Raw genomic sequence first — 23103 nt, forward strand, 5'->3', positions numbered from 1 at the left:
AGGCGAACGGAAGCGACGGCGCGCACGCAATAGTTGCTTTCAAGTTATTGACAGATTGCGCCGCTGCTACAAGTCTTCGTGGGGCGGTGGGAACGTGCCCACCCCGAATTGGGCACGTTCCCACTTCGATCAAGAGCCGCTGCGGTCATCGCAGAACTTGTCACCCCGGTGTGTCAGCGCCGTCGTAGGAGGAGATCCATGGGCACTCTCGGTTCGTTGCGCAGGAAGGCGGTGGCGACAGCCGCGGCCGTCGGCGCGCTGTCGCTCGTCGTCGGTTGCAGCGGCGACAGCGACTCGGTCACCGGTGGCAGCAAGGATGGCGACAAGGTCACCATCACCATGGGCCTCTTCGGCGTCATGGGCATCAAGGAGACCGGCCTGCTGGAGGAGTACGAGAAGCAGAACCCCGGCGTCACGATCAAGGCGGAGATCGCCGGTGACGAGCAGACCTACTACACCGCCCTCCAGACCAAGCTCGCCGCGGGCAAGGGCCTGAAGGACATCCAGGGCATCGAGATCGGCCGCGCCAAGGAGATCACCGAGACCCGGGCGGACAAGTTCGCCGACTTCGCGGGCATGGCGGGCACCGACCACTTCCTGCCCTGGAAGCAGTCCCAGATCACCACCGAGGACGGCAAGGTGCTGGGCCTCGGCACCGACATCGGCCCGATGGCCGTCTGTTACCGCAAGGACTACTTCGAGCAGGCCGGCCTGCCCACCGACCGCGAAGAGGTCGGCAAGCTGTGGGAAGGCGACTGGAAGAAGTACGTCGAGGTCGGCCGCACCTTCAAGAAGAACTTCAAGGGCGGCGACGTCGCCTACACCGACTCGGCCAGCGGCCTGTTCAACGCCATGGTCTACGGCTACCCCGAGCAGTACTACAACGAGAAGGGCGACCTGATCTACGACACGAACCCGGCCGTCAAGGAGGCCTGGGAGCTGTCGTCGGACGCCGCCGACGAGGACCTGACCGCCAAGCTGCGCCAGTTCCAGCCCGGCTGGGACCCCGGCCTGTCCAACGGCACGTTCGCGACCGCGGTCTGCCCGGCCTGGATGCTGAGCCACATCAGCGAGAAGGCCGGCGAGGTCAACAAGGGCAAGTGGGACGTCGCCCGCGCCCCGAAGGGCGCCAACTGGGGCGGTTCCTTCCTCGGCGTGATCGAGGACAGCCCGGTGAAGGAGGAGGCGCAGAAGCTCGTCGCGTGGCTGACCGCGCCCGAGCAGCAGGCCCGCATCTTCAAGGACCTCGGCAACATCCCGTCCTCGCAGAAGGCCCTCGAGGACCCGGCCGTGAAGGCCGTGAAGAACGACTACTTCAGCGGCGCGCCGCTCGGCCAGATCTTCGGCGCCGCGGCGCAGGAGATCCCCGACAAGCAGGTCCTCGGCCGCAAGGACGGCACCATCAAGGACACCTTCTCCCAGGGCCTGGCCCTGGTCGAGCAGGGGACGCCGCGTGAGGAGGCGTGGGACACCACCGTGGAGCGCATCCAGAAGGCGGTCCGCTGACCGCAGCTCCGACGGCCGTCCCGGGCCCGCCCGCCTTCGGGCACGCGGGCCCGGGACGGCTCCCCATCCGCACTCAGGAAGGAAGTCCGGTGGCCACCTCCACCACCAAGGCCCTGGCCGGCGAGGAGCCGCCGGGCCCGTCCCGCGCCGGGGACGGCAAGGAGACCGCACGGCGGCGCGGTGCCTGGCTGCACCGCCTCGACGTCAAGGGCGCCCCGTACGCGTTCGTCGCCCCGTTCTTCGTCGTCTTCGCCGCGTTCAGCTTCTACCCGCTCGTCTACACCTCGTGGATCTCCCTGCACGACGTGGAACTGGCCACGCTCGACGTCATGGAGTGGGTGGCGTTCGACAACTACGTCGACCTGTGGGGCGATTCGCGGTTCTGGAACGCCCTCCAGAACACCATCACCATCGGCGTCATCTCCACGGTGCCGCAGCTGCTGATGGCCCTCGGCATGGCGCACCTGCTCAACTACCGCATGCGCGCCTCGCTGTTCTTCCGCGTCGCGTCCCTGGTGCCGTACGCCACGTCCGTCGGCGCGGCCGCGCTCGTCTTCACCATGATCTTCGAGCGTGACTTCGGCATGATCAACTGGGCGCTCGGCACGGTCGGCATCGACCCGGTGAACTGGGAGGCCGACAAGTGGCCCGCCCAGGTGGCGATCTCCACCATCGTCATCTGGCGCTGGACCGGCTACAACGCCCTGCTCTACCTGGCCGCCATGCAGGCCATCCCCGCCGAACGCTACGAGGCCGCCTCACTGGACGGCGCCTCCCGCTGGCAGCAGTTCACGCACGTCACCGTGCCCGGCATCCGCTCCACCATCGTCTTCACCATCGTGCTCTCCACCATCGGCGCCACCCAGCTGTTCGGCGAACCGCTGATCTTCGGCCAGGGCCCCAACGGCGTCACCGGCGGCGCGGACAACCAGTACCAGACGCTGGGCCTGCTGCTGTACGAGGAGGGCTGGAAGAACTACCAGATGGGCCGCTCGGCGACCGTCGCCTGGGCGATGTTCATGGTGCTGGTCCTCGCCTTCCTGGTGCAGCGGCTCGTCAAGCGCCTGCGCTCCCGTACGTCCTGACCTGGAGACGTCATGACCATCCACAGCCTCCCGGCCCGGACGGACGCTCCGGCCCGGACCGAACCCGACAAGCCGGCCCGGCGCGGCGGCCGCCGTCTGCTGCGCGAACGCGCCGGGCGCACCCACCACGCCGGACCGCTCGCCTACGTCCTGCTCGCCGTCATGGCGATCCTGTCCATCTTCCCGCTGTACTGGACGATGGTGGCGGCCTCCACCGACAACACCCGGGTCAGCCAGACCCCGCCGCCGTTCCTGCCCGGCCCGAACCTGTTCAGCAACCTCGCCCGCGCCTGGGACGAGGCGGCCATGGGCAAGGCGATGATCAACAGCACGATCGTGGCCGGCGTGATCGCCCTGTCCACGGTGTTCTTCGCGACGCTCGCCGGGTTCGCCTTCGCCAAGCTGCGCTTCAAGGGCCGCAACATCCTGCTCATGCTGGTGATCGGCACCATGATGGTGCCGCCGCAGCTCGGCGTCGTCCCGCTGTTCATGATGATGTCGGAACTCGGCTGGTCGCAGGAGCTGCCCGCCGTCATCTTCCCCACGCTGGTCAGCGCCGTCGGCGTGTTCTTCATGCGGCAGTACCTCTCCGAGGCGCTGCCCGACGAACTCGTCGAGGCCGGACGGGTCGACGGGGCGCACTCGCTGCGCATCTTCTGGAGCATCGTGCTGCCCGTCGCACGGCCCGCCATGGCCGTCCTGTTCATGATCACGTTCGTGCACGCCTGGAACGACTTCTTCTGGCCGTTCGTGGTGCTCGACATGACCAACCCGACCGTCCCCGTCGCGCTCACCCAGCTCAGCGCGGGCTATGTGCGCGACCAGTCGCTGATCATGGCCGGCGCGCTGCTCGGCACCCTGCCGCTGCTGGCGATGTTCGTCGTCTTCGGCCGTCAGATCGTCAGCGGCATCATGGCCGGCGCCGTCAAGGGCTGACCGCCCCCGCAGTTACGGACCGACACCCCCACCGGGCCGGCTCGCCCACCCGTGCGAGCCACGCCCACCATCCCGAAAGGACTTACGTGGTCACCGCAGCACAGCAGACCGCGTCCGCCCCGGACGCCGCCCGCACCTTCCCCAAGGGCTTCCTCTGGGGTTCTGCCACCGCCTCCTACCAGATCGAGGGCGCCGCCGCCGAGGACGGACGCACCCCGTCCATCTGGGACACCTACGCCCGCACCCCGGGCCGGGTCCGCAACGGCGACACCGGTGACATCGCCACCGACCACTACCACCGCTGGCGCGAGGACGTCGCCCTCATGGCCGAACTCGGCCTCGGCGCCTACCGGTTCTCCCTCGCCTGGCCCCGCATCCAGCCCACCGGACGCGGCCCCGCCGTGCAGAAGGGCCTGGACTTCTACCGGCGCCTGACCGACGAGCTGCTGGAGAAGGGCATCCAGCCCGTCGCCACCCTCTACCACTGGGACCTGCCCCAGGAGCTCGAGGACGCCGGCGGCTGGCCCGAGCGCGCCACCGCCGAACGCTTCGCCGAGTACGCCGCCCTCGCCGCGGACGCCCTCGGCGACCGCGTGAAGACCTGGACCACGCTCAACGAGCCCTGGTGCAGCGCCTTCCTCGGTTACGGCTCCGGCGTGCACGCCCCCGGCCGCACCGACCCGGTCGCCGCCCTGCGCGCCGCCCACCACCTCAACCTCGGCCACGGGCTGGCCGTCCAGGCCCTGCGCGACCGCCTCCCCGCCGCCGCCCAGTGCTCGGTCACCCTCAACATCCACCACGTCCGACCGCTCGCCGCCACCGAGGGCGACGCGGACGCGGTCCGCCGCATCGACGCGCTGGCCAACCGCGTCTTCACCGGCCCGATGCTCCAGGGCGCCTACCCGGAGGACCTCCTCAAGGACACCGCCGGCCTGACCGACTGGTCCTTCGTGAAGGACGGCGACCTGGAGCAGATCAACCAGCCGCTGGACTTCCTCGGCGTCAACTACTACACGCCCACGGTCGTCTCCGAGACCGACGGCAGCGGCACCCACACCTCCGACGGCCACGGCAACAGCCCGCACAGCCCTTGGCCGGCCGCCGACAAGGTCGCCTTCCACCAGCCGCCCGGCGAACGCACCGCGATGGGCTGGGCCGTCGACGCCACCGGCCTGTACGACCTGCTGCGCCGGCTGTCGGACGACTTCCCCGAGCTGCCGCTGGTCATCACCGAGAACGGCGCCGCCTTCGACGACTACGCCGACCCCTCCGGCAACGTCAACGACCCCGCCCGCATCGCCTACGTCCGCGACCACCTGGCCGCCGTCCACCGCGCCATCCTCGACGGCTCGGACGTGCGCGGCTACTTCCTGTGGTCCCTGCTCGACAACTTCGAGTGGGCCCACGGCTACAGCAAGCGGTTCGGCGCGGTGTACGTCGACTACCCGACCGGCAGGCGCATCCCGAAGGCCAGCGCGCGCTGGTACGCGGAGATCGCCCGCACGGGCGTCCTCCCCGCGGCCTGACCTGACCCAGGCTCCGCGAGCCCGACTGCCTGCCCGTGGGGGACAGGACGTCGGGCTCGCGGTCGTTCACACCGCTGTGCAGCGGGCGCGGAGCGGGCCGACGCCGTCCCCGTCGAGCTCGTCGCAGCAGGCCGCGCGCCCCGTCATCGCCATGACGAGGGCGACGGTCGGCCCGGACACGAGGAGCCCGTCCCCGGTGGCGAACGGTCCGTCGTCCGCGACGAGCCTCAGCCCGCCGATGCGGCCCTTCGCGACCACCACGAGGTCGGTGCCCCGGTAGTGGTCGGCGACGGCTGTCACGGTCTCGACGGGGTAGGCCCGCCGTATGCCGAGCGGCCGCCGGATGTCCTCCCCGTGCACGACCGTCTCACCGAGCTTGGCGAGGGCGGGCAGGGGCGGCTTGGTCGTACTCGACACCGTGCGCCTGAAGCGGTCGAGGGTGTCGGCCGGCCCCGTACCGAGCTGCTCGGCCAGGCGCATCGCGACCTGCTTGTCGAAGTCGAACCGACAGCGGACGACACCGGCCAGCCATCGCACGGCGTTCAGACGCGCCCCCGCGGTGAGATGCGCGAGCACCTCTCGCACGGTCAGCCCGTCACACAGGGAGGGCGTGTCCCACCGGCCGGCGTCGAGCCCCGCGAGATCGTCGGCGAGCGCGGCCCGCTCGGCACGGATCATGGACCACACGGTGGTGTCGCGGAGAGTCGTCATGGGGGAGGGGCTCCTGTCGGGCGGGACGGTCGAGACGCGTGTGTCTGCGAGGGAGGACTCCCGCCACGGACGGAACTCATCGTGGGAAGCCGGGCACAATGCGGCGCATGGACGTCGTGACGCTGCTGAAGTCGGCTTGTCTTCTCGTCGAGGAGGAGACCGCGACCGAGCACGACATCACGGTGAACGACGTCTGGGAGTACCTCGCCCACGACGAGTGGGACACGGCGCTCGGCCTGCTGGAAGAACTGGGGGACGCGCAGCCGCTCCCGGCCGCCTTCTGGGCGTCCCTGGCAGCCGCGGCGCGCGAGCTGGGCTTCGAGCGGAGCGCGGCGTGGTGCCACTGGCGGGAGGGGGAGACCCGCAACGGCATCATCCGCGCCGACCTCACTCTGCGCTCACCGTCCGACGACGCCGGCCGCCGGTCACCTCTGCCCGGCGCGGGAGTCCTGCGCCCGATGTGGAACATCGGCACCCGTACGGAGGCCGGCGAGCCGGACCTGAGGATCGCAAGAATCTGGGTCGAGGACGCTCCTGCCCTGGAACCGGGCGGCAGTGCGACGGTGCGGCTGGCGCCGTTGACGCCCGAGAGCTGGCGTCACCTCGAGCCCGGCCATGTGATCACCCTGCACGAGACCCGAGCGGTGGCCGGGACGGCGGTCGTTCTTCAGGCGGACTTCCGCCACACGGAGATGTGCTGGGGCGAATCCTGAGTGAACGGTGAACCGTCCCAGTCACCCACACGGCGTTCCAGCTCCAGGCCGGCGATGCGGGCCATGAGGTCGAGTTCCGCCGGCCACGCGTAGCGGTGGCGGGAGGCCCCGCGGCGGTAGCGGCCGTCGTCGCCGTCGCGGGTGAAGTGGTGCGAGACGAGGAGCTGTTCGACCGGGTCGACCGTGTCGAACCCCAGATGCCGCTCGGACACGTCGAACGGCACCGCGACCTGCCCGGGCGGCAGGAACCTCAGGGGAGGCACGCCCAGTTCGACGACGAATCGGCCCCCGGGCCGCAGATGACGCGCGGCGTTGCGGAAGCACTCGACCTGCTCGTCCTGCGTGAGCAGGTTCGAGATCGTGTTGTAGACGAGGTACACCAGGGAGAACTCACCCGGCACCACGGTCGTCGCCATGTCCCCGATGACCACCGGCAGCGTGCCCTCGTCGACCTTGCGGCGCAGCACCGCCGCCATGTGCTCCGACAGCTCGATGCCCGTCACCGGCACACCGCGCTCCCGCAACGGCACACCCACGCGCCCGGTCCCGACGGCGAACTCCAGCGCCGGGCCGTCCCCGGCCAGCTCGGCAAGGAAGCCGACGGTCGCTTCGAGGACGGCGGCCGAGGTCGTCTCGGCCTCCTCGGCGTCATAGCGTTCGGCGGTCTCGCGGTCCCACAGCTCACTACTCGTCACGAACGGCCACTGTGCCGTGCCCCGAGGCGCACTGTCGATGTATTTATTCGGCTGCGGCGGCGGTGCGAGGCTCCGGCCTGTCCGACAATGGCCGCTGCCGGACTCCCTCGACAGACGACTCCCTCGACAGACAGGTGGGCAACCCCGTGGGCGCACCGCACCCGCTCCTGACGTACTTCCTGGCAGCCGCCGACGGCCGCTTCCCGCCGGTCGACGGCAAGGTGACGGTGCTGCCGCCCCTGCCCGGAGGGCTCGAGTGCTCGGTCGCCTTCACCGGTCACGCCGTCGTCGCCACCGCCCTGAGCAGCGAGGCCGTGCACGCACAGGGACCGGACGGCTTCGGCGCCTCGCTCGCCCCGGACTTCCTGCGCCACCTCGCCGGACCGAAGGGCTGGATCGACGTCGTCGACGTGACCCTCACGGCCCGCGGCACCGGCGGCCCGCCGCGACTCGCGGAGCTGACCGGTGCGGACGACCATCCGCGCGTCCGCCACGCCAGGGACGTCCGCACGAACGTCGAGGTCCACGGTGACGAGCGCGGCCTGATCACCCTGGCCGACGGCGTCGCCGGACGGCGGGAGCTGAGCATCGAACTCCACGACGCCGGAGGCGGCGGCCGGGGACACGGGAGGTCGCTCATCGCCGACGCCCTGTCCCTGGTCCCGGAGGGCGACCCGGTCTTCGCCGCCGTGTCCCCCGGCAACGCCCGCTCCCTGCGCGCCTTCCTCGCCTGCGGGTTCACACCGACGGGCAGTGAGGTGCTGCTGCGTCCCGAACGGGGATGAGCGGGCGCGCCGAGCGCCGTCACGGGCCCCGGTACCCCTCCACGGGCTCGGCGGCCCTCTTCGACTCCCTCAGATCGGCGGCCGCCCGGTCCGACACCTCCGGCTCGGTTGCCCGGTCCGAGACCTCGGGTACGGCGGCCCTGTCCGACACCTCGGGTTCGGCCGCCCGCTCCGACTCCCTCGGTCCGGGCGTCGGGACGACGGCGCCCCGCGGTGTCGTCGTTCCGTCGGTGGCGGGACTGGGGCGGGTGTCCTCAGGCCTCTCGGCGGCCTCCGGCGACACCGTCGGGCCCGTGGTGGGGGAGGGTGAGCCGGTCAGGGGCGGCGGAGCCAGCGGGACCGTGGGCGAGACCGGCCGCTCGGACGTCGTCGAGCCCTGCAACGGCAGCGCGACGAGCAGCGCCACGGCGCAGGTCAGACCGGCCCCGACCGTCGTACGGACCAGCCGTCGGCGCGCCGCCCGGCGGCGGATCGTCTCGAACCGGCCGGGCGGCGGGCCGAGATGGTCGGACGTGGGCCGCAGAAGTTCGGCGAGCGGGTCGTCCGGCTCGAACTCAGGGCCCTCGTCAGCGTGAGTGATCAAGGTTTCTCCTCAGGTGGGCACGGAGCAGCTCCCTGGCCGCGTGAAGATCGGCCTTGATGGTTCCTTCCTTGCGTCCGGTCACGGCGGACACCTCCCGGACCGGCAGATCAGCGTAGTAGTGCAGGAGGATCGGCACCCGCAGCCGCTCGGGCAGCGCCTGCACCAGCATCCGCAACGACGGGTCGGACGGCTCCGTGTGCGGGCGTACGGCAGCCTCGGTGCCGACCCGGCGCACGGTGGTGCGTTCACGGTCGAGCCGGCGCCAGTGGTCGCGCACCAGATTGGCCGCGGTGACGTACAGGAAGCCCCGTGGTTCCGACACGGAGGTCCAGCGTGACCACAGCCGGGTGAACGCCTCCGAGGCGATCTCATGGGCCGTCTCGTCGTCGTCGACCAGACGGCGGCACCAGCCGGCGAGGCGCGGGTAGAGGGCGGCGAAGAGCTCGGACGCTGCCTGCTCGCGGGACCGTTTCAATGCTCTCCATGGTCGGGGCGGCCCCGGTGACGGGGAACCGCTCATGGACGGTATGCGGGGTGGACACCGAGGGGACGACAGGGCGTCGGACCTTCCCCGACCACCGGATGCCGGACCGCCGGTGCGGCGGCCCGGCATCCGGTGCGGGTCAGGGGGCGGTGGCGCGGAGCGTCGCGAAGACGATCACGTTGTCGCGGTACTCGCCGTCCTCCAGCGGCCCCCCGCACGTGATGAGCCGCAGCTCAGGCCGTGCGGTGTCGCCGTAGACGTCCTCCGTGGGGAAGTCCGCCTTGGCGACCGTGCGGACCGAGGTGACGGCGAACTCCGCCGCCGTGCCGTTCTCCAGACGCACCGTGATCCCGTCGTCCCGCCGCAGCCGCGCCAGATGACGGAAGACCCCGTCGCCGTGCGCGCCGACCGTGACATGACCGAGGATCACCGAGGGACCCGGCCGGCCCGGCGTGGGCGAGTACCGGTACCAGCCGGCCGGGTCGTCCGCCGTGATCGGCGGGACCTCCACCGTGCGGTCCGGTGCCAGACCCAGCCGTACGACCGGGGTGTCGACCCCGATGGCGGGGATCGTCAGACCCACCGGGACCGAACGCGCCAGGGGACGCGCCGCGGAGTCGGACGCTCCCGCCGCGGCCGGCGCCCGGGTCCCGGACGGTCGCGTCGCGTCCGGCCGGGACCCGGATCCCTCACCGTCACCCCCGCCGCAGCCCGCGACCAGGCAGGCCACGGCCACGGCGACGACGGCGCGCCTGGAGAGCGGCGTCATGCCCCGGACGCCCGACGGCGCACGACGAAGACCGCCGCGCCGCCCGCGGCGAGCACCGCGGCGGCGCCCCCGCCGATCAGCACACCGTCGCCGCCGGACTGCGCGGCGGCCGGCGCGTCACCGGTGTCCGGCGCACCGCGCGGGACCACGGAGACCCCGCCCCGGTCCTCCGCCGGAACCGGAGTCGCCTCGGCGGCGTCGCGATCGGTCGGCACCGGGCTCGCGGCCGTCTCGGCCGTCCGGTCGCCGGTCTCGGGGGCCGCCGTCGTCGCGGGCACGGGGGAGGGGTCGTCGGCGAACGCCGGCATCGCGGTGGCCAGCACGGCGGTGCACGCGAGTGCCGCTCCGCTCAGGACGTTTCGGCGCATGGAACGCTCTCTTTCCTGGGTCCGCCCGCACGGTCACCCGGCGGGCTGGGGGATGGATCGTGCGAAGAGACGGGGGAGCGCGGACCCAGGTTGCAAAGAGAAGGTAAAGCCGCGAACGGCGGTGGCGGCGGGGACGGCCGGGGCTCAGTCGAGGATCGCCGTCGCCTCCACCTCGACCAGCACGTCCGGCTCGAAGAGGTGGTCGACGCCGATGAGGGACGACGGCGGGAGCGGCACCGGCAGCCCGATCTCCCCGGCGACCTCCTCGACCCCCGCCATGAACGGGCCGATCTTCTCGGGCGCCCAGTCGGTGACGTAGAAGGTCAGGCGCAGGACGTCGTCGAAGGAGGCGCCGGCGCCGCGCAGGCCGCGCGCCGCGCCCCGGAGCGCGTGGGCGACCTGCCCGGCGAGGTCCCCGGGGGCGAGCGGAGTGCCGTCGGCGGCACGGGCGACCTGCCCGCTGACGTGCACGTGACGGGTGCCGGTCCCCACGGCGACGTGCGCGTACGGGGTGGGCTGGAGCATGCCTTCGGGCGTGAAACGGCGAACGGTCACGGGGGTCTCCTCGTGTCGAAGCAGTAGGTATACCGTTGATACTTGGTGGCCGAAGGACACTTCAAAGAGACCAGGTATCGTGCCGGAAACCGAACACGACCACGCGGACGGCGAGTTGCGGATCGCGTACGCGCACCGCGAGCTGCTCGACCAGGTGCTGGACAAGTGGTCGCTCAGCGTCCTCAACGAACTCTGCGAGCGGCCCTGCCGGTTCAACGAGCTGCGCCGTGCCGTGCCCGCGGTGACCCAGAAGTCGCTCACCGCGACCCTGCGCAGGCTCGAACGCAACGGCATCGTCGAGCGAGAGGTCGTCAGCTCCCGCCCCGTCGCCGTGGAGTACCGCATGACCCCGCTGGGCAAGAGCATGCGCCGCCCGGTCGACGTGCTGCTGGAGTGGGTCACGGCCCACATGCCCGAGATCGAACGGGCCCGCGACGCCTTCGACGCCGGCCTCGACGCCGCGCACCCCACCGCGGCCGCCGACGGAGGTTGACCTCAACCGAAGTTGAGTTCCTACGGTCGTCCCCGAGCGCCGCGGCGGCAGGCCGCGGCCCCTCAGGAGGAGGTCCGTCATGGACGAGCGTACGGCCGAGGCCGCCGTTCCCGAGCGCTACCACTACGCGGTGGTCCCGCACATCATGGTCGACGACGCCGCGGCCGCCATCGACTTCTACCGGCGGGCGTTCGGCGCGCGGGAGGACTTCCGGCTGGAGGCACCGGGCGGGGGAGTGCTGCACGCCGAGATCACCGTGGGGCGCTCGACGCTGATGCTGGGCGACGCGAGCGTGAAGGAGGCGGAGAACGCGTCCTTCACCGCGCCCGCCTTCCTCGGCGGCGGCACGTCCGTCACGCTGCACGTCTTCGTGCCGGACGTCGACGCGCTGGCCGCGCGGGCGGAGGCGGAGGGCGCGGAGATCCTCCAGCCGCCGACGGACATGTTCCACGGCGACCGCACGGTGATCCTGCGCGACCCGTCGGGCCATCTGTGGGTGTTCCTCACCCACCTCGAGGACGTGAGCGAGGACGAACTCGGGCGACGCCTGGCGGCCGCGTCCGCAGCCGTGTGACCGTGCGGTCCTCCGCGAGGAGACCGGACCGCATCGGTCCGACCGGAGTCTCCGGTCGGACCGATGCGGTTCAGGGGCGGGCACGGGCGCGCACCGTCCCGTCGTCCGGGCCGTCCTCTACTTGTCCGCGGGTACCCGGTCGTCCCGGTCCACGACGCCGGTCTCCAGGATGGCGGTGCTGTTGTAGAGGGTGGAGGGCTCGGTCCCGGCGGTGCGCGTGAGGTAGGAGCGCGACCCGAGCAGGGTGAAACTGTTCCGGTCGAAGATCCACTCGTCTCGGGTCGCCGTGCCGGTCTCCTCGCGGGTGATCCCGATCCCGTGCCGCCCGGCGGCGTCGGTGGCGTCGGGCGTCACGCGCACGCCCGGAATCGTGGCGACCGTCCTGTACAGGGCCGCGGCATTGGCCGGCGGCATGACCGTCTCGTTCAACAGGTCGCCGATCTTCCGGAAGACGGCCTGGTCCTTCGATTCGTCGTCGAGAGGCCGGGTCCGGGCGTAGAGCAGTTCGCGCAGGGCGTCGGTGTCCGTGGGCAGCCCGGCCAGCCACTGGTAGGTGGGCCGGTCGATGCCGGCGGGGACCCCCTGCCCGGCACTGCCGTCGGGGGCCGCCGTCTCGAGGGGAATCCGCTGCCCGGACATGGGAACACCCTGTCCGGACTCACGGATCACCCCGATGCGGGTGACCGGTGCGGAGTCCTGCGACACCCAGATCTCGCGGCGGTGCGGAGCACCGAGCTTCACCGGGCCGTCGAAGGCGCCTTCGTTGCCGCGGACCAGGGTGCGGACGTAGACGAACTGGTCGTCGCGCACCGGTTCGACGTCGACCGCCATGGACGCGGCGGCGATGCGGTCGAGCGTGAGCACCACGCCGTCCGCCGCGGCGTGCCGCGCGTCGGTCGCCTCCGCCCTGGCGCCGGGCTCCTGCTCCGCGCCGGGAAGCGTGACGATCAGAGCGCCGGCGAGGGTCATGGCCGTGGCCGGCAGCAGGAGGACCGGACGCGCCCAACGCCGCCGAGGCGCGGGCGTCGCCGGGGCGGGGACGGCCGTCCGCTCCCGGTCGATCTCGCGCAGCAGCACGTCCCGGTGGTGGCGCCGGCGGGCGGGCGTGAGGTCCCATTCGGGTGCGTCCGGCAACAGCCCGCGCAGATGTGCGGCGTCGTCGCCGGAACCGTCAGGGCGATGTGAGGCGGTCATCGGTTCTCCTCCTGTGAGCGCGCGGCCGCGAACGCGGCCTGCTTCCTTACCTCTCCGCGGGGGCCGTGCGGTTCCAGGTTCTTCGCGCTGAGCCGGTCGAGCCGTCGGCGGGCACGCGCGAGCCGGGAGCGCACGGTGCCCAGGGGAATGCCCAGCGCCTCGGCGCATTCCTGGTAGGTGAGGCCGGACCACACGCACAGGACGAGAACGTCACGGTCCTGGCTGCGCAGTCCGCTCAGGGCGTCGCGGACCACGGCCAGCCTGCGGGCGTCGTCGATCCGGCCCGCGCTCTCCTCGGCGAAGTCCGTCACCACGGGCGGAGCCGGCTGGCGTGAGAGGAACAGGCGCTGTCGGCGCAGACGGCGTGTGGCATTGTGCGCCTTGTGGGTGGCGATCCCCAGGAGCCACGGTCCGAGCGACCCGCCCTCGGGGTTCAGCGAAGCCCGGGTCCGCCACGCGGCGAGGAACGTCTCGGACATGACGTCCTCCGCCAGCGACCAGTCCCCGGTCAGCCGCAGCCCGTGGTTGTACACCGCACGCGCGTGTGCGTCGTACAGGCTGCCGAACGCGTCGCGGTCCCCGGCTCTGACGCGCGCACGTAGCTCGTCGTCTTCATCTGTGTCTCTCACACCAGGTACTCTCCGCGGCCCCGCCGGGGTTCCCGTGGCCTGTGTCACACACCTCCCGAGGCCAGGACGAGACGGCAGCCGAGCGGCACGTGCCGGGACTCACGTGGGCGAAGGGCGGGCTCCCCGCTCAGGCGGCCGCCGCGTCCTCCACGGTGACGTCCAGCCGCTCGGCGACGGTGGTGAGCGCCGCGCCCAGGGGCAGCCCGACCCGCGTCAGGGCATGACGGTCACCCCGGGTCGCGTCCCGGTTGACGATCAGGACGGGCCTGCCGCTCTCCGCCGCCAGCCGCACGAACCGCAGCCCCGACATCACCGTCAGCGAGGACCCCAGCACCAGCAGGGACGTCGACTCCCGGACCATCCGCCGGCACAGCTCGACCCGCTGCGGCGGCACCGTCTCCCCGAAGAACACCACGTCCGGCTTGAGGACGCCGCCGCACACCGCGCACGGCACCACACGGAAACCCACGACCTGCTCGTCGGTGAGGTCGGCGTCACCGTCGGGGTTGATCCCCGCGGCCACCGGCGAGAAGCCGGGATTGGCCGCCTCCAGCCGCTCCGCGAGGTCCCGGCGCGGGCTGGTCCGCCCGCACGACAGGCACACCACCCGGTCCAGGCTCCCGTGCAGCTCCACCACACCCTCGCTGCCGGCGGCCTGGTGCAGTCCGTCCACGTTCTGCGTGATCACGCCCGACACCAGGCCGTGGCGGGCGAACGCGGCCACCGCCCGGTGCCCGGCGTTGGGCAGGGCCCGGCCGAAGGTCCGCCAGCCCAGATGGCTGCGCGCCCAGTACCGGCGCCGGGCGGCGGGCCCGCCGACGAACTCCTGGAAGGTCATCGGGGTGTGCCGGCTCAGGCTTCCGCCCTCGCCGCGGTAGTCGGGGATCCCGGACTCCGTGGAGATCCCGGCCCCGCTGAGCACCAGTACGCCGCCGGCGCGCAGCGCGTCGACGACGGGTGCCAGGTCCGTCGTGGCCGGCGGCAGGTCGTCCGTCGGGGTCCATCTCAAGGTGGGGCGCACGCGCATGCCCACCAGGGTACGGAACCCCCGCGGACGCCCGGCGGTCCCGTGTTCCGGTGACCGCCGGCGACCCGCGCCGCCTCCGGCCGGCGACTCAGGACTCCGCCTCCCCCCTGCCCCGCAGCGCCCGGCCCACCGACCACACCGTCGCCACCAGCGGTACGGCCACCACCGCGCCCACGACGCCCGCCGCCACCGCGCCCGCCACCACCGACAGGGCGACCACGACCGGGTGGAGACGGACGGCCCAGCTCAGCACGAGCGGGTGCAGCAGATGGCCCTCCAGCTGGCCGATGACCACGATGAGCGCCACCACGGCCAGGGCCGTCACCGGCCCCTTGGTGGCGAGGGCGACGACGGCGGCGACCGCCAGGGCGACGGGGGAGCCGATCAGCGGCACGAACGCGGCGACGAACTCCAGCACCGCCAGCGGCACGGCGAGCGGGACGCCCAGCGCGAACAGGGCGAGACCGACGAGGACCGCGTTGGTCACGGCGACCAGCAGGATGCCGTGCGTGTACCCGGTGAACGTCCGCCAGGCGGTGCCGCCCGCCACCGACCACGTCCGCCGCGCCGGCCCGGGCAGCTGCTCGCAGAACCACCGCCAGTACCGGTCCCCCGAGTGGGTGAAGAAGACCGCGCAGAACAGGGCAAGGGCGAGCACGGTGAGCACCTCCACCACGCGCCCCACACCGCTCAGCGCCGTGCTGACCACCGTGGCGCGGTGACTGGACAGCAGCTCGCCGACGCGGGACTGGAGGTCGTCGAACACGGTCGGGGACAGCCGGAACGGCGGCTGCTCGAGCCGGCGCTCGATCCGGTCCACCCCCGATACGAACTCCCGCTCCAACGTGGTGCGTTGACCGGCGATCGCCTCACCCACCAGGGCCAGCCCGCCCAGCACCAGCAGGACCCCGCCGACGACCGAGGCCGCCACGGCGAGCGCGCGGGGCAGGAACCGCGCGACCAGGCCGGCCGCCGGCCGCAGCACCGCCGTGAACACCAGACCCAGGAAGACGGCCACCGCGATGCGGTGGAACTGCCCCAGCACCGCGAACGCGGCCCGCACGACGACGCCGACCGCGATCAGCCGCCACGCGTACGCGGCGGCCGTGCGCAGCACCCCCGGCACCCGCACGGCAGCGCGGTGCGAGCGCGGGCCGGGGGAAGGCGAGGCGGCCGGATCCGGGGGCGTGGACATCTCCAGCGACGTACCACCCGGCGTCCCGGGGCCAACGCGGCCGGCCGGGGATTCGCCCGCATGGTCACCCTGACGGCACGCCGGCGGACGCGAGCCGCCGGGCTCACCGGGAGGGTGGTACCGGGGACCGCAGGCCGAGCCACTGATCGGCGTCCCAGGCCCGGAACCGCTCCACCTCGGTGAACCCCAGCTTCGCCGCGAGGCGCATCGAGCGGGCGTTGGCGGTCTGGGTGGCGAGCACGACCGGCTCACCCGGGAGGACGCCGGCGAGCCAGTCCAGCGCCGCCGCGCACGCCTCGGCGGCGTACCCGTGTCCCCACGCCCGCGGCAGGAACAGGTAGCCGAGATCGACCTTCCCCACGGCGGCCGGCCGGTGATGCTCCGGCGCCCGCCTCAGCAGGATCTGACCGATCATCGCCCCGCCCGCCCCGCCCCGCCCGCCCCGCCCGCCCCGCCCTCCTCGACGACGAAGCTCCCGGGCCACCGCTCCGGCGCCTCGGGCAACTCGCGTTCGAGCACGGCACGAGGGCGAGGGCCACCGAGGTAGGTGTGCACCTCCGGCGACGCCAGCAGCTCGACGAACGCCGCGCGGTCCCGGGCCTCGGGCTCGCGCAGCACCAGCCTCTCCGTCCTGATCGGTGCGGGCGGCCACGCGACAGGTCCGAGATCGGTCATGCGGGCCAGCCAATCAGCGGCCTGGGCAGCGATCAAGGCGTCCGGCGGACGAGCAGGACATGGTCGGTCACCTCGGCCGTGCCGCCGTCCGGGCCGGTCGCGACGCGGCGGGGCGCGTCGGCCCGTTCCACCGTCCACACGGCCGGGTCGAGCCCGATGCCCGCGGCGACCTCACGGGGACCCGGGAAGCGGACGTCGGGGTCCTGGTTCCACGACCAGGGCGCGGTCGAGCCGTGGTCGACGACCAGCAGGCGCCCGCCCGGCCGCAGCGCGTGGGCCGCCGCGCGCAGCACGGCCGACCGGTCCAGGTCGTACGGGGTGTGCAGGTAGTGGGTGGTGACCAGGTCGAACGTGCCGGCGGGGAACGCCGTGCGCAGGTCCAGCCGTACGGCGGCGAGGCGGTCGTGGACGCCGTGGGTGCGGGCGAGGGCGGTGAGCCGTTCGACCGCGACGGCCGAGATGTCGGCCGCGGTGACCCGCCAGCCCTGGCGGGCCAGCCACAGCGCGTCGCCGCCGTTGCCGCAGCCCAGGTCCAGGGCGTCGCCCGGCGGCAGACCCGTGACCGTCTCCGTCAGCCGGACGTTGGGGGACGGGCTGTCCGTCGCGGGCCGGGCGGCGTGGACGCCGTCCCAGAACGTGACCGCATCGGTGCTGCTCATCGGGAACTCCCTCAGGTCGTCGTCGATGCGCCCAGTCTCGGCAGCCGACCACCGTTCCGGCACGGAATCTTGCCGTTGTGGCAAGCTGGCCCGATGGACGGCAGAACGGACGACGAGGTGCTGGACGCCGTGGGCCCGCGGCTGCGCGCGCTGCGCCGGGAACGCGGGCTCACGCTGGCCGACGTGGCGGCCGTCACCGGCGTGTCCGAGAGCACCCTGTCCCGCCTGGAGAGCGGACAGCGCCGGGCGACGCTCGAACTGCTGCTGCCGCTGTCCCGCAGGTACGACGTGCCGCTGGACGATCTGGTGGGGGCGCCGCGCGCCGGCGACCCGCGGATCCACCTGAAGCCGGTGAACCGGTTCGGGATGACCTTCGTGCCGCTGTCCCGCCGGCCCGGCGGGGTGCACGCATTCAAGATGATCATCCCGGCGCGGAAGGAGCCCGCCGAGCCGACGCCGCAGACCCACGAGGGGCACGAGTGGCTCTACGTCCTCACCGGCCGTCTGCGGCTCCTCGTCGGGGAGCGGGACCTGACCCTGTCGGGAGGCGAGGCCGCGGAGTTCGACACCTCCCTGCCGCACTGGCTGGGCAGCGCCGACGGGAAGGCGGTCGAACTCCTCGTCCTCTTCGGCCTCCAGGGCGTCCGCGCCCACCTCCGCACCGACCCCCGCACCGGACGCGACCCGGAGTGAACGCACACGCGGAAGGCCCCCGTCCGATGGACGGCGGCCTTCCGCGTGGCAGGCGTACGCCTGCGGGATGTCACCTCACACCACTCGCATCGCCGTCAGGCGTGGGCGTGACCGCCCCGGCGACTGCGGCCGGCGAAAACCCGGTACAGGGCAAGGAGAATGACGGAGCCGATGATGGCCGCGATCCACGTCGACAGGTCGAAGAATCCGTCGATCGAATCCACCCCGAACATCACCTTGCCGAGAAATCCGCCGAGCAGACCGCCCGCGATGCCGATGAGCATGGTGATGATGATGCCGCCCGGGTCCTTGCCCGGCATGAGCGCCTTGGCGATCGCGCCGGCGATCAGACCGATGAAAATCCAAGCGATAATGCCCATCACTGACTCCTTTGACGTCGGTTCGTCGAACGTGTATCCGCGAATCGCGCCCACTAACAAAACTCTTAACGGAATCAGCGCGCGGTGACGTCGGTGTGCAGCAGATGGTGATCGGAATACCGGCTGGGCCGCACCTCGTGCCCCAGCGCCGAAAACCCGCGCAGGAACACGTAGTCGAACTTGCTCTGCCAGTCCGTCGTCGGCTCGCAGGCGCCGGCGGCCGACGGCCGGCACCCGGGGTCCGTGTCCTCGGCGAGCGCCCACATCGGTGCGAGCTCGGGGGAGTCCGGCACGGCGTTGAAGTCGCCGAGCACAAGGGCCCGTTCGTACCGGGCGACCTGCGGGGCGAGCACCGCGGTCTGCCGCTCGCGCACCGCCTCCTGACGCCGCTGCGCCAGATGCGTGTTGAAGACCCGTACGGTCTGCCCTGCGACCTCGGTGGTGACCGCGATGTACCCGCGGTCCTCCGAGCCGCCGTCCGGGTACTCCTCCGTGACGACGTCGGTCATCGGCGCGGCCGACAGCAGCGCCTGCCCGTAACCCCCCGGCTTCCACGGAAGGCCCCCGCAGCGGCTCCAGTTGCGCAGCACCGGGCCGTACGCGACGTGGTACTCCAGCCCGTGCAGATTGGCCAGATGGTCCCTGATCCGCTCGACGTCCCGGACGCACGCCTCCTGGAGGCCGACGACCTGCGGGGCGTACGCGGCGATCTCCGAGGCCCGGTCGACGTTGCTCTCCTCGCACGGATTGCACAGGTTCCACGTCATGACCCGGTTGGGCACCACGTCCTTCGCGGCGTCGACCGGCACCGTCCGCGCGAAGGGGGCGCCGGCGGGCGTGCTGGGGCCGAGGAGCAGCATGCACGTCACGGCGACGGCTCCCGCGACCAGCCACGCGCCTCTACCGAGCACCCCCGCCTCCTCGACCCTCGACACCCGCCCGCACCGCGTGTCGGCGCGTCCTGCACCGAGGGTAGGCGACGGGGGCGTCAGCAGCGCGTGAGGACCGGCCGGGCCCCCGCCGGGCGGGAGTTGACGGGCCCTGCGCCCGGCCGGCCCGGGCCCGCCACGCCCCCGGCCGCTCAGCCGTTCGCCGCCAGCCGGTGGAAGGCCGCCAGCGCCGCGTCGACGGCGTGCGGCTTCGGACGGCCGGACGCGTCGAGCTCGTTCCAGCGCTGGAGGTTGACGGCGACGCACCACTGCCGGCCGCCGTCGGCGCGGGCCATCGCCAGCGTCCCGCCGCCCCACACCGTGCCGCCGTGCCCCCAGTACGGGTCCTGTCCCGGACTCAGGGGCTCCAGCGGGTGCAGACCGAGACCGTAGTCGATCGTCCTGCCCTCCTGGGAGATCACCGGGACGGTGCGCCGCATCTCGGCCAGCGAGGACGGGGCGACGATCTCCCCGGCCAGCAGCAGCGCGTAGAACCGGTTGAGGTCCGCGACCGTCGAGATCAGCGACGCCGCGGGGCCCACCCACGACATGTCGTGGACGCTGTGGTCGCGCGGCGGGTCGATCATGCCGAACCACGCCTCGTAGAGCCGCGAGTGCGGCCCCTCGATGTGCGCACCGACGGCGAGTTCCGTGTCCCGCAGCCCCGCCGGCCCGATGACGTCACGGGCGATGCAGCGCTCGGCCGGCAGCCCCGTCACCTTCTCCAGCAGCTGCCCCAACAGCAGGTAGTTGGTGTTGGAGTACACCCCCGGAGTGCCGCCAGGAACGCCGACCGCGGGCGCGGCGACCCCCATGCCGATCAGCTCGACCGGGTCGAACCGGGTGAACCGCAGCTCCTCCAGACTCTCCGGCCCCGTCCGGTCGAGCGCGGGGAACGCCTTCAGCGACGGATAGGCGTACGGGAGGTACTCGGCGAGTCCGCTGGTGTGGTTGAGCAGCATCCGCACCGTGATCGCGTCACCGCGCCCTCCCGGGACCAGACCGGGCAGGTACCGCGACACCGGCGCGTCGAGGCCGACCGTGCCCGCCTCCACCTGCCGCAGCACCGCGGCCGCGGTGAAGGTCTTGGTGACGCTGCCGACCCGGTGCCGCAGACCGGCGGTGACGGGACGGCCCGTCTCCACGTCGGCGACCCCGGCGGCGCCCCGCCACACCCGGTCGCCGTCCCGCACCTCCGCGAACACCCCCGGCACCCCCGCGCGGTGCACGGCCTCGAGGGCGGCGTCCAGCGCCGCCGGATCCAGACGGTTTCCACGGTGTCCCATCACGTGCCTCCTTCCGGCTCCGCTGCCGGGCGGCCCCACACGGCGCCGCCCGACCCTCATGTCCCCATTATGCACGCAGTGCGTGCAACACCAAGCGCATAATTTAGGCTGGAGCCGGAGAGCACGACGGAAGGAAAGCGATGGCAGGCCGAAGGCGCTGGTCGACCGAGGAGATCCTGGACGCGGCGGCCGAGCTGCTGCGCACCGACGACGCCGACGCGTTCAGCGTGCGCAAGCTCGCCGCGGTGCTCGGCACCGACTCCTCCAGCCTCTACCGCCACTTCCGCAGCAAGACCGAACTCCTGCGCGCCGTCGCCGACCGCACCCTGCTCACCGCCCTGGACGGCTACCGCCCCGAGGGCGACTGGCGCCGTCGCCTCACCACCCTGGCCCTGCGCATCAGGGACGCCTTCGCCCGGCAGCCGCAGCTCGCCGCGGTGTGGGGCCGCTACGCCTCCAGCGGCGCCGGGTCCCGCCTGATCATGGAGGAGGTGCTCCAGGCCCTGCGCGCCGCCGGAGTGCCCGACGAGGAGATCCCCGCGCGCTACCACCGCCTCGCGGTGCTGCTCGTCGCGCTGATCTCCTCCGACGCCGGCCTCGGCACCGTGACGCCCGAGGAGCGGGAACAGGGCCTGGAGCTGTTCCGCGTCGCGGTCCTGGGCGCCGACCCCGGGCGCTTCCCGGCGCTGGCGCACTTCGCCCGCGACGTCCACCCGCTGAGCGCGGACCGCCGCGCCGCCTTCGAGGACATCCTCGACGCCCACCTCGACCAGATCGAGGCGGCGGTCATGCCCGGCTGATTTCCCGCGGCCGGCGCCCCTCCGCGCCCGGCTCCCTCACGCACCCGGCGACGGACCCGCCGAGATGCCGGGCCGCGGCGACTCCTGAAAAATGGGAACCGCCCTCTTCCGAGAGTGGGGATGCGACATGGCCGTCATTTCACGCGGATTCCACGGCCGGGCGCGGGACAAGGGACACGAACTGCCGCCGGGACAGTACGAGACCACCGGCTTCCCCGTTCTGTCCGCCGGCCCCACACCCACGGTGAGCCTCGACGACTGGGAGTTCACCGTCCGCACCGAGACCGGCGTCCGGCACCAGTGGAACTGGCAGGAGCTGATGGCCCTGCCCTCCGAGACGCCCACCGTCGACATCCACTGCGTGACCAAGTGGTCGAAGTTCGGCACCCGATGGCAGGGCGTCTCCCTCGACGTGCTCCTCGCGAACGTCGAGTCCGGCGCCGAGTACGCCCTCGTCCGCTCCTACGGCGACTACACCACCAACATCCCCGTCGAGGACCTCCTCGACGGCAAGGCGTGGATCGTCCACCGTTACGACGACGAGGAACTCCCCGCGGAACACGGCGGCCCCGCCCGCCTGCTCGTCCCGCACCTGTACTTCTGGAAGTCCGCGAAGTGGGTGCGCGGCATACAGCTGCTGGACGAGGAGGAACGCGGTTTCTGGGAGACCGTCGGCTACCACGATTACGGTGACCCATGGCGCGAGCAGCGGTACCAGGGCGACTAGGCGCGCGGCTGCGCTGGCTGGAGGCCCGCCTCACCGGCCGGCACGACGAGTCCGGCACCGCCCGCACCCTGGTGTTCGACGTCCCCGGCTGGCCGGGCCACCTGCCCGGACAGCACGTCGACGTGCGGCTCACCGCGGAGGACGGCTACAGCACACAGCGCAGCTACTCGATCGCCTCCGCGCCCGACGGGGAGCGCGTGGAGCTGACCGTCGAACGGATCGACGACGGCGAGGTCTCCCCGTACCTGGCGGACGTCCTGGAGGCGGGGGACCGGGTCGAACTGCGCGGGCCGGTCGGCGGCTGGTTCGTGTGGCGGCCCGACGAGCAGAAGGAACCGGTCCTGCTCGTCGCCGGCGGCTCCGGCCTGGTGCCGCTGATGGCGATGATCCGCACCCGGCGCGCCCTCGGCAACCGCGTCCCCTTCCGGCTGGTGTACAGCCTCCGCGACCCCCCGTCGCAGTTGTTCGTCCCGGACCTGCGGACACAGGACCCGGGGCTCGACAAGACCTTCCTCTACAGCCGCTCCGCACCGGAGGGCTGGCCGCGGCCGCCCGGGCGCGTCACCGCGAACGATCTGTCCGCCGGCGGGTGGCCGCCGGACTTCGAACCGGCCTGCTACGTCTGCGGATCCACCGGGTTCGTGGAGACGGCGGCCGGTCTGCTCGTGGCACTCGGCCACGACCCCCGCCGCATCCGGACCGAACGCTTCGGGCCCGGCGGATGAGTGCCGCCGGCGGACGAGTGCCCCCGGCGGGCGACGGAAGGGACACCGCCCCATGACCACCGAACCCGGCTTCCTCGACGGCAACGCCGCCGCCGGCGACCTCGAGTCGCTGTTCGGCGCCGACATGACCATGGCCTCCGGACAGTGCCAGAGCTGCGGCCGGCGGATGCGGCTGGCCGAGGCGCACGCCTACCTCGGCGGCCCCGGGACGGTGCTGCGCTGCCCCGGCTGCGAGGACGTGCTGCTGCGCATGGTCCGCTCCCCCGGCCACCTCTGGCTGGACGCGAGCGGCCTGGACTACCTGCGGCTCCCGGCGGCCGCGGGGTGAGCACGAGCCGCGCCGCGGGGTGAAGCCGCGCCGCGGGGTGAGCACGAGCCGCCGGCTGAGCACCTAGGGGTGA

Annotated in this window: 28 protein-coding genes and 1 pseudogene; 13 read left to right on the forward strand and 16 right to left on the reverse strand. The window is 72.6% G+C overall.

Annotated elements, in window-relative coordinates; all coding sequences use genetic code 11:
• Window positions 1–198 precede the first annotated feature (198 nt).
• From ACFOSY_RS14665 to ACFOSY_RS14680, 4 genes are all read left to right on the forward strand, one after another.
• Complete coding sequence (locus ACFOSY_RS14665) at window positions 199–1506, forward strand: ABC transporter substrate-binding protein (RefSeq protein ID WP_394307230.1); 1308 nt, start codon at window positions 199–201, stop codon at window positions 1504–1506.
• Between the two features lie 89 nt (window positions 1507–1595).
• Complete coding sequence (locus tag ACFOSY_RS14670; RefSeq protein WP_394307231.1) at window positions 1596–2591, forward strand: carbohydrate ABC transporter permease; 996 nt, start codon at window positions 1596–1598, stop codon at window positions 2589–2591.
• A gap of 12 nt (window positions 2592–2603) precedes the next feature.
• Window positions 2604–3527: a carbohydrate ABC transporter permease gene (locus ACFOSY_RS14675; RefSeq protein ID WP_394307232.1), complete on the forward strand. Its 924-nt coding sequence runs from the start codon at window positions 2604–2606 to the stop codon at window positions 3525–3527.
• 86 nt (window positions 3528–3613) lie between these two features.
• Window positions 3614–5053 (forward strand): GH1 family beta-glucosidase, encoded by a 1440-nt coding sequence (locus ACFOSY_RS14680; RefSeq protein ID WP_394307233.1) that lies wholly within the window; start codon window positions 3614–3616, stop codon window positions 5051–5053.
• A 66-nt stretch (window positions 5054–5119) separates the two neighbouring features.
• Here ACFOSY_RS14680 and ACFOSY_RS14685 read toward each other — a convergent pair whose 3' ends face one another.
• On the reverse strand, window positions 5120–5764 hold the full coding sequence (locus ACFOSY_RS14685; protein WP_394307234.1) for a maleylpyruvate isomerase family mycothiol-dependent enzyme: 645 nt from the start codon (window positions 5762–5764) through the stop codon (window positions 5120–5122).
• 107 nt (window positions 5765–5871) lie between these two features.
• Between ACFOSY_RS14685 and ACFOSY_RS14690 the strand changes: the two genes are divergently transcribed.
• A complete protein-coding gene (locus tag ACFOSY_RS14690; protein WP_394307235.1) occupies window positions 5872–6477 on the forward strand; it encodes a hypothetical protein in 606 nt (201 codons plus the stop codon).
• Here the strand turns inward: ACFOSY_RS14690 and ACFOSY_RS14695 are convergent.
• Complete coding sequence (locus ACFOSY_RS14695; RefSeq protein WP_394307236.1) at window positions 6432–7172, reverse strand: class I SAM-dependent DNA methyltransferase; 741 nt, start codon at window positions 7170–7172, stop codon at window positions 6432–6434. The two genes, ACFOSY_RS14690 and ACFOSY_RS14695, sit on opposite strands and share 46 nt — an antisense overlap.
• 146 nt (window positions 7173–7318) lie before the next feature.
• On the opposite strand from ACFOSY_RS14695, the gene ACFOSY_RS14700 reads away from it, so the two are divergent.
• Window positions 7319–7957, forward strand: a complete 639-nt coding sequence (locus tag ACFOSY_RS14700) for a hypothetical protein (RefSeq protein WP_394307237.1) — start codon at window positions 7319–7321, stop codon at window positions 7955–7957.
• Window positions 7958–7976: 19 nt separating this feature from the next.
• Here ACFOSY_RS14700 and ACFOSY_RS14705 read toward each other — a convergent pair whose 3' ends face one another.
• The 5 genes from ACFOSY_RS14705 to ACFOSY_RS14725 form a co-directional block, all read right to left on the reverse strand.
• The gene (locus tag ACFOSY_RS14705) at window positions 7977–8540 is read right to left on the reverse strand and encodes a hypothetical protein (RefSeq protein ID WP_394307238.1); all 564 of its coding nucleotides are present in this window, start codon (window positions 8538–8540) and stop codon (window positions 7977–7979) included.
• Window positions 8524–9015: an RNA polymerase sigma factor gene (locus ACFOSY_RS14710; protein WP_394307239.1), complete on the reverse strand. Its 492-nt coding sequence runs from the start codon at window positions 9013–9015 to the stop codon at window positions 8524–8526. The genes ACFOSY_RS14705 and ACFOSY_RS14710 overlap by 17 nt, the downstream gene beginning before the upstream one ends.
• A 148-nt stretch (window positions 9016–9163) precedes the next feature.
• Entirely contained in the window at window positions 9164–9793 is a 630-nt protein-coding gene (locus ACFOSY_RS14715; protein WP_394307240.1) for a class F sortase, read from the reverse strand.
• Window positions 9790–10161 (reverse strand): sortase-dependent protein, encoded by a 372-nt coding sequence (locus ACFOSY_RS14720; RefSeq protein WP_394307241.1) that lies wholly within the window; start codon window positions 10159–10161, stop codon window positions 9790–9792. The genes ACFOSY_RS14715 and ACFOSY_RS14720 overlap by 4 nt, the downstream gene beginning before the upstream one ends.
• 144 nt (window positions 10162–10305) lie before the next feature.
• The gene (locus ACFOSY_RS14725) at window positions 10306–10716 is read right to left on the reverse strand and encodes a RidA family protein (RefSeq protein ID WP_394307242.1); all 411 of its coding nucleotides are present in this window, start codon (window positions 10714–10716) and stop codon (window positions 10306–10308) included.
• 79 nt (window positions 10717–10795) lie between these two features.
• Between ACFOSY_RS14725 and ACFOSY_RS14730 the strand changes: the two genes are divergently transcribed.
• A complete protein-coding gene (locus ACFOSY_RS14730) occupies window positions 10796–11209 on the forward strand; it encodes a winged helix-turn-helix transcriptional regulator (protein ID WP_394307243.1) in 414 nt (137 codons plus the stop codon).
• 79 nt (window positions 11210–11288) lie between these two features.
• On the forward strand, window positions 11289–11783 hold the full coding sequence (locus ACFOSY_RS14735; protein ID WP_394307244.1) for a VOC family protein: 495 nt from the start codon (window positions 11289–11291) through the stop codon (window positions 11781–11783).
• A gap of 117 nt (window positions 11784–11900) precedes the next feature.
• Here the strand turns inward: ACFOSY_RS14735 and ACFOSY_RS14740 are convergent, their stop codons facing one another.
• From ACFOSY_RS14740 to ACFOSY_RS14765, 6 genes and pseudogenes are all read right to left on the reverse strand, one after another.
• Window positions 11901–12977: a CU044_5270 family protein gene (locus tag ACFOSY_RS14740; protein WP_394307245.1), complete on the reverse strand. Its 1077-nt coding sequence runs from the start codon at window positions 12975–12977 to the stop codon at window positions 11901–11903.
• Window positions 12974–13606 (reverse strand): RNA polymerase sigma factor, encoded by a 633-nt coding sequence (locus tag ACFOSY_RS14745; RefSeq protein ID WP_394307246.1) that lies wholly within the window; start codon window positions 13604–13606, stop codon window positions 12974–12976. Before ACFOSY_RS14745 ends, ACFOSY_RS14740 begins: the two co-directional genes overlap by 4 nt.
• A 127-nt stretch (window positions 13607–13733) precedes the next feature.
• Window positions 13734–14633 carry an NAD-dependent protein deacetylase gene (locus ACFOSY_RS14750; protein ID WP_394307247.1) on the reverse strand — a complete coding sequence of 300 codons (900 nt, stop codon included), beginning with the start codon at window positions 14631–14633 and terminating at the stop codon, window positions 13734–13736.
• A gap of 88 nt (window positions 14634–14721) precedes the next feature.
• The gene (locus tag ACFOSY_RS14755) at window positions 14722–15828 is read right to left on the reverse strand and encodes an AI-2E family transporter (protein ID WP_394307248.1); all 1107 of its coding nucleotides are present in this window, start codon (window positions 15826–15828) and stop codon (window positions 14722–14724) included.
• A 103-nt stretch (window positions 15829–15931) separates the two neighbouring features.
• Window positions 15932–16503, reverse strand: a pseudogene (locus ACFOSY_RS14760) (GNAT family N-acetyltransferase).
• Between the two features lie 32 nt (window positions 16504–16535).
• Entirely contained in the window at window positions 16536–17162 is a 627-nt protein-coding gene (locus ACFOSY_RS14765) for a class I SAM-dependent methyltransferase (protein ID WP_394307249.1), read from the reverse strand.
• A 93-nt stretch (window positions 17163–17255) separates the two neighbouring features.
• On the opposite strand from ACFOSY_RS14765, the gene ACFOSY_RS14770 reads away from it, so the two are divergent.
• Window positions 17256–17855, forward strand: coding sequence for a helix-turn-helix domain-containing protein (locus ACFOSY_RS14770; RefSeq protein WP_394307250.1), 600 nt, complete (start codon window positions 17256–17258; stop codon window positions 17853–17855).
• Window positions 17856–17950: 95 nt separating this feature from the next.
• Here ACFOSY_RS14770 and ACFOSY_RS14775 read toward each other — a convergent pair whose 3' ends face one another.
• From ACFOSY_RS14775 to ACFOSY_RS14785, 3 genes are all read right to left on the reverse strand, one after another.
• Window positions 17951–18235: a GlsB/YeaQ/YmgE family stress response membrane protein gene (locus tag ACFOSY_RS14775; protein WP_394307251.1), complete on the reverse strand. Its 285-nt coding sequence runs from the start codon at window positions 18233–18235 to the stop codon at window positions 17951–17953.
• Between the two features lie 74 nt (window positions 18236–18309).
• The gene (locus tag ACFOSY_RS14780) at window positions 18310–19146 is read right to left on the reverse strand and encodes an endonuclease/exonuclease/phosphatase family protein (RefSeq protein WP_394307252.1); all 837 of its coding nucleotides are present in this window, start codon (window positions 19144–19146) and stop codon (window positions 18310–18312) included.
• 170 nt (window positions 19147–19316) lie between these two features.
• Window positions 19317–20450 carry a serine hydrolase domain-containing protein gene (locus tag ACFOSY_RS14785; protein ID WP_394307253.1) on the reverse strand — a complete coding sequence of 378 codons (1134 nt, stop codon included), beginning with the start codon at window positions 20448–20450 and terminating at the stop codon, window positions 19317–19319.
• A 140-nt stretch (window positions 20451–20590) separates the two neighbouring features.
• On the opposite strand from ACFOSY_RS14785, the gene ACFOSY_RS14790 reads away from it, so the two are divergent.
• From ACFOSY_RS14790 to ACFOSY_RS14805, 4 genes are all read left to right on the forward strand, one after another.
• The gene (locus tag ACFOSY_RS14790) at window positions 20591–21250 is read left to right on the forward strand and encodes a TetR/AcrR family transcriptional regulator (RefSeq protein WP_394307254.1); all 660 of its coding nucleotides are present in this window, start codon (window positions 20591–20593) and stop codon (window positions 21248–21250) included.
• A 127-nt stretch (window positions 21251–21377) separates the two neighbouring features.
• Window positions 21378–21977 (forward strand): sulfite oxidase-like oxidoreductase, encoded by a 600-nt coding sequence (locus tag ACFOSY_RS14795; protein ID WP_394307255.1) that lies wholly within the window; start codon window positions 21378–21380, stop codon window positions 21975–21977.
• A complete protein-coding gene (locus tag ACFOSY_RS14800; RefSeq protein ID WP_394307256.1) occupies window positions 21947–22702 on the forward strand; it encodes a ferredoxin reductase in 756 nt (251 codons plus the stop codon). Before ACFOSY_RS14795 ends, ACFOSY_RS14800 begins: the two co-directional genes overlap by 31 nt.
• A 52-nt stretch (window positions 22703–22754) precedes the next feature.
• On the forward strand, window positions 22755–23030 hold the full coding sequence (locus ACFOSY_RS14805) for a DUF6510 family protein (protein WP_394307257.1): 276 nt from the start codon (window positions 22755–22757) through the stop codon (window positions 23028–23030).
• Window positions 23031–23103: the final 73 nt, after the last annotated feature.

Source organism: Streptomyces lusitanus (assembly GCF_042647945.1).
GTDB lineage: Bacteria > Actinomycetota > Actinomycetes > Streptomycetales > Streptomycetaceae > Streptomyces > Streptomyces pseudogriseolus.

Coding starts and splice junctions, on each gene's coding strand:
- ACFOSY_RS14735 (WP_394307244.1), top strand. CDS start 11,289: ATGGACGAGCGTACGGCCGAGGCCGCCGTTCCCGAGCGCTACCACTAC.
- ACFOSY_RS14765 (WP_394307249.1), bottom strand. CDS start 17,162: ATGAGCAGCACCGATGCGGTCACGTTCTGGGACGGCGTCCACGCCGCC.
- ACFOSY_RS14805 (WP_394307257.1), top strand. CDS start 22,755: ATGACCACCGAACCCGGCTTCCTCGACGGCAACGCCGCCGCCGGCGAC.
- ACFOSY_RS14740 (WP_394307245.1), bottom strand. CDS start 12,977: ATGACCGCCTCACATCGCCCTGACGGTTCCGGCGACGACGCCGCACAT.
- ACFOSY_RS14775 (WP_394307251.1), bottom strand. CDS start 18,235: ATGGGCATTATCGCTTGGATTTTCATCGGTCTGATCGCCGGCGCGATC.
- ACFOSY_RS14795 (WP_394307255.1), top strand. CDS start 21,378: ATGGCCGTCATTTCACGCGGATTCCACGGCCGGGCGCGGGACAAGGGA.
- ACFOSY_RS14690 (WP_394307235.1), top strand. CDS start 5,872: ATGGACGTCGTGACGCTGCTGAAGTCGGCTTGTCTTCTCGTCGAGGAG.
- ACFOSY_RS14755 (WP_394307248.1), bottom strand. CDS start 15,828: ATGTCCACGCCCCCGGATCCGGCCGCCTCGCCTTCCCCCGGCCCGCGC.
- ACFOSY_RS14665 (WP_394307230.1), top strand. CDS start 199: ATGGGCACTCTCGGTTCGTTGCGCAGGAAGGCGGTGGCGACAGCCGCG.
- ACFOSY_RS14675 (WP_394307232.1), top strand. CDS start 2,604: ATGACCATCCACAGCCTCCCGGCCCGGACGGACGCTCCGGCCCGGACC.
- ACFOSY_RS14790 (WP_394307254.1), top strand. CDS start 20,591: ATGGCAGGCCGAAGGCGCTGGTCGACCGAGGAGATCCTGGACGCGGCG.
- ACFOSY_RS14785 (WP_394307253.1), bottom strand. CDS start 20,450: ATGGGACACCGTGGAAACCGTCTGGATCCGGCGGCGCTGGACGCCGCC.
- ACFOSY_RS14800 (WP_394307256.1), top strand. CDS start 21,947: ATGGCGCGAGCAGCGGTACCAGGGCGACTAGGCGCGCGGCTGCGCTGG.
- ACFOSY_RS14720 (WP_394307241.1), bottom strand. CDS start 10,161: ATGCGCCGAAACGTCCTGAGCGGAGCGGCACTCGCGTGCACCGCCGTG.
- ACFOSY_RS14770 (WP_394307250.1), top strand. CDS start 17,256: ATGGACGGCAGAACGGACGACGAGGTGCTGGACGCCGTGGGCCCGCGG.
- ACFOSY_RS14750 (WP_394307247.1), bottom strand. CDS start 14,633: ATGCGCGTGCGCCCCACCTTGAGATGGACCCCGACGGACGACCTGCCG.
- ACFOSY_RS14685 (WP_394307234.1), bottom strand. CDS start 5,764: ATGACGACTCTCCGCGACACCACCGTGTGGTCCATGATCCGTGCCGAG.
- ACFOSY_RS14715 (WP_394307240.1), bottom strand. CDS start 9,793: ATGACGCCGCTCTCCAGGCGCGCCGTCGTCGCCGTGGCCGTGGCCTGC.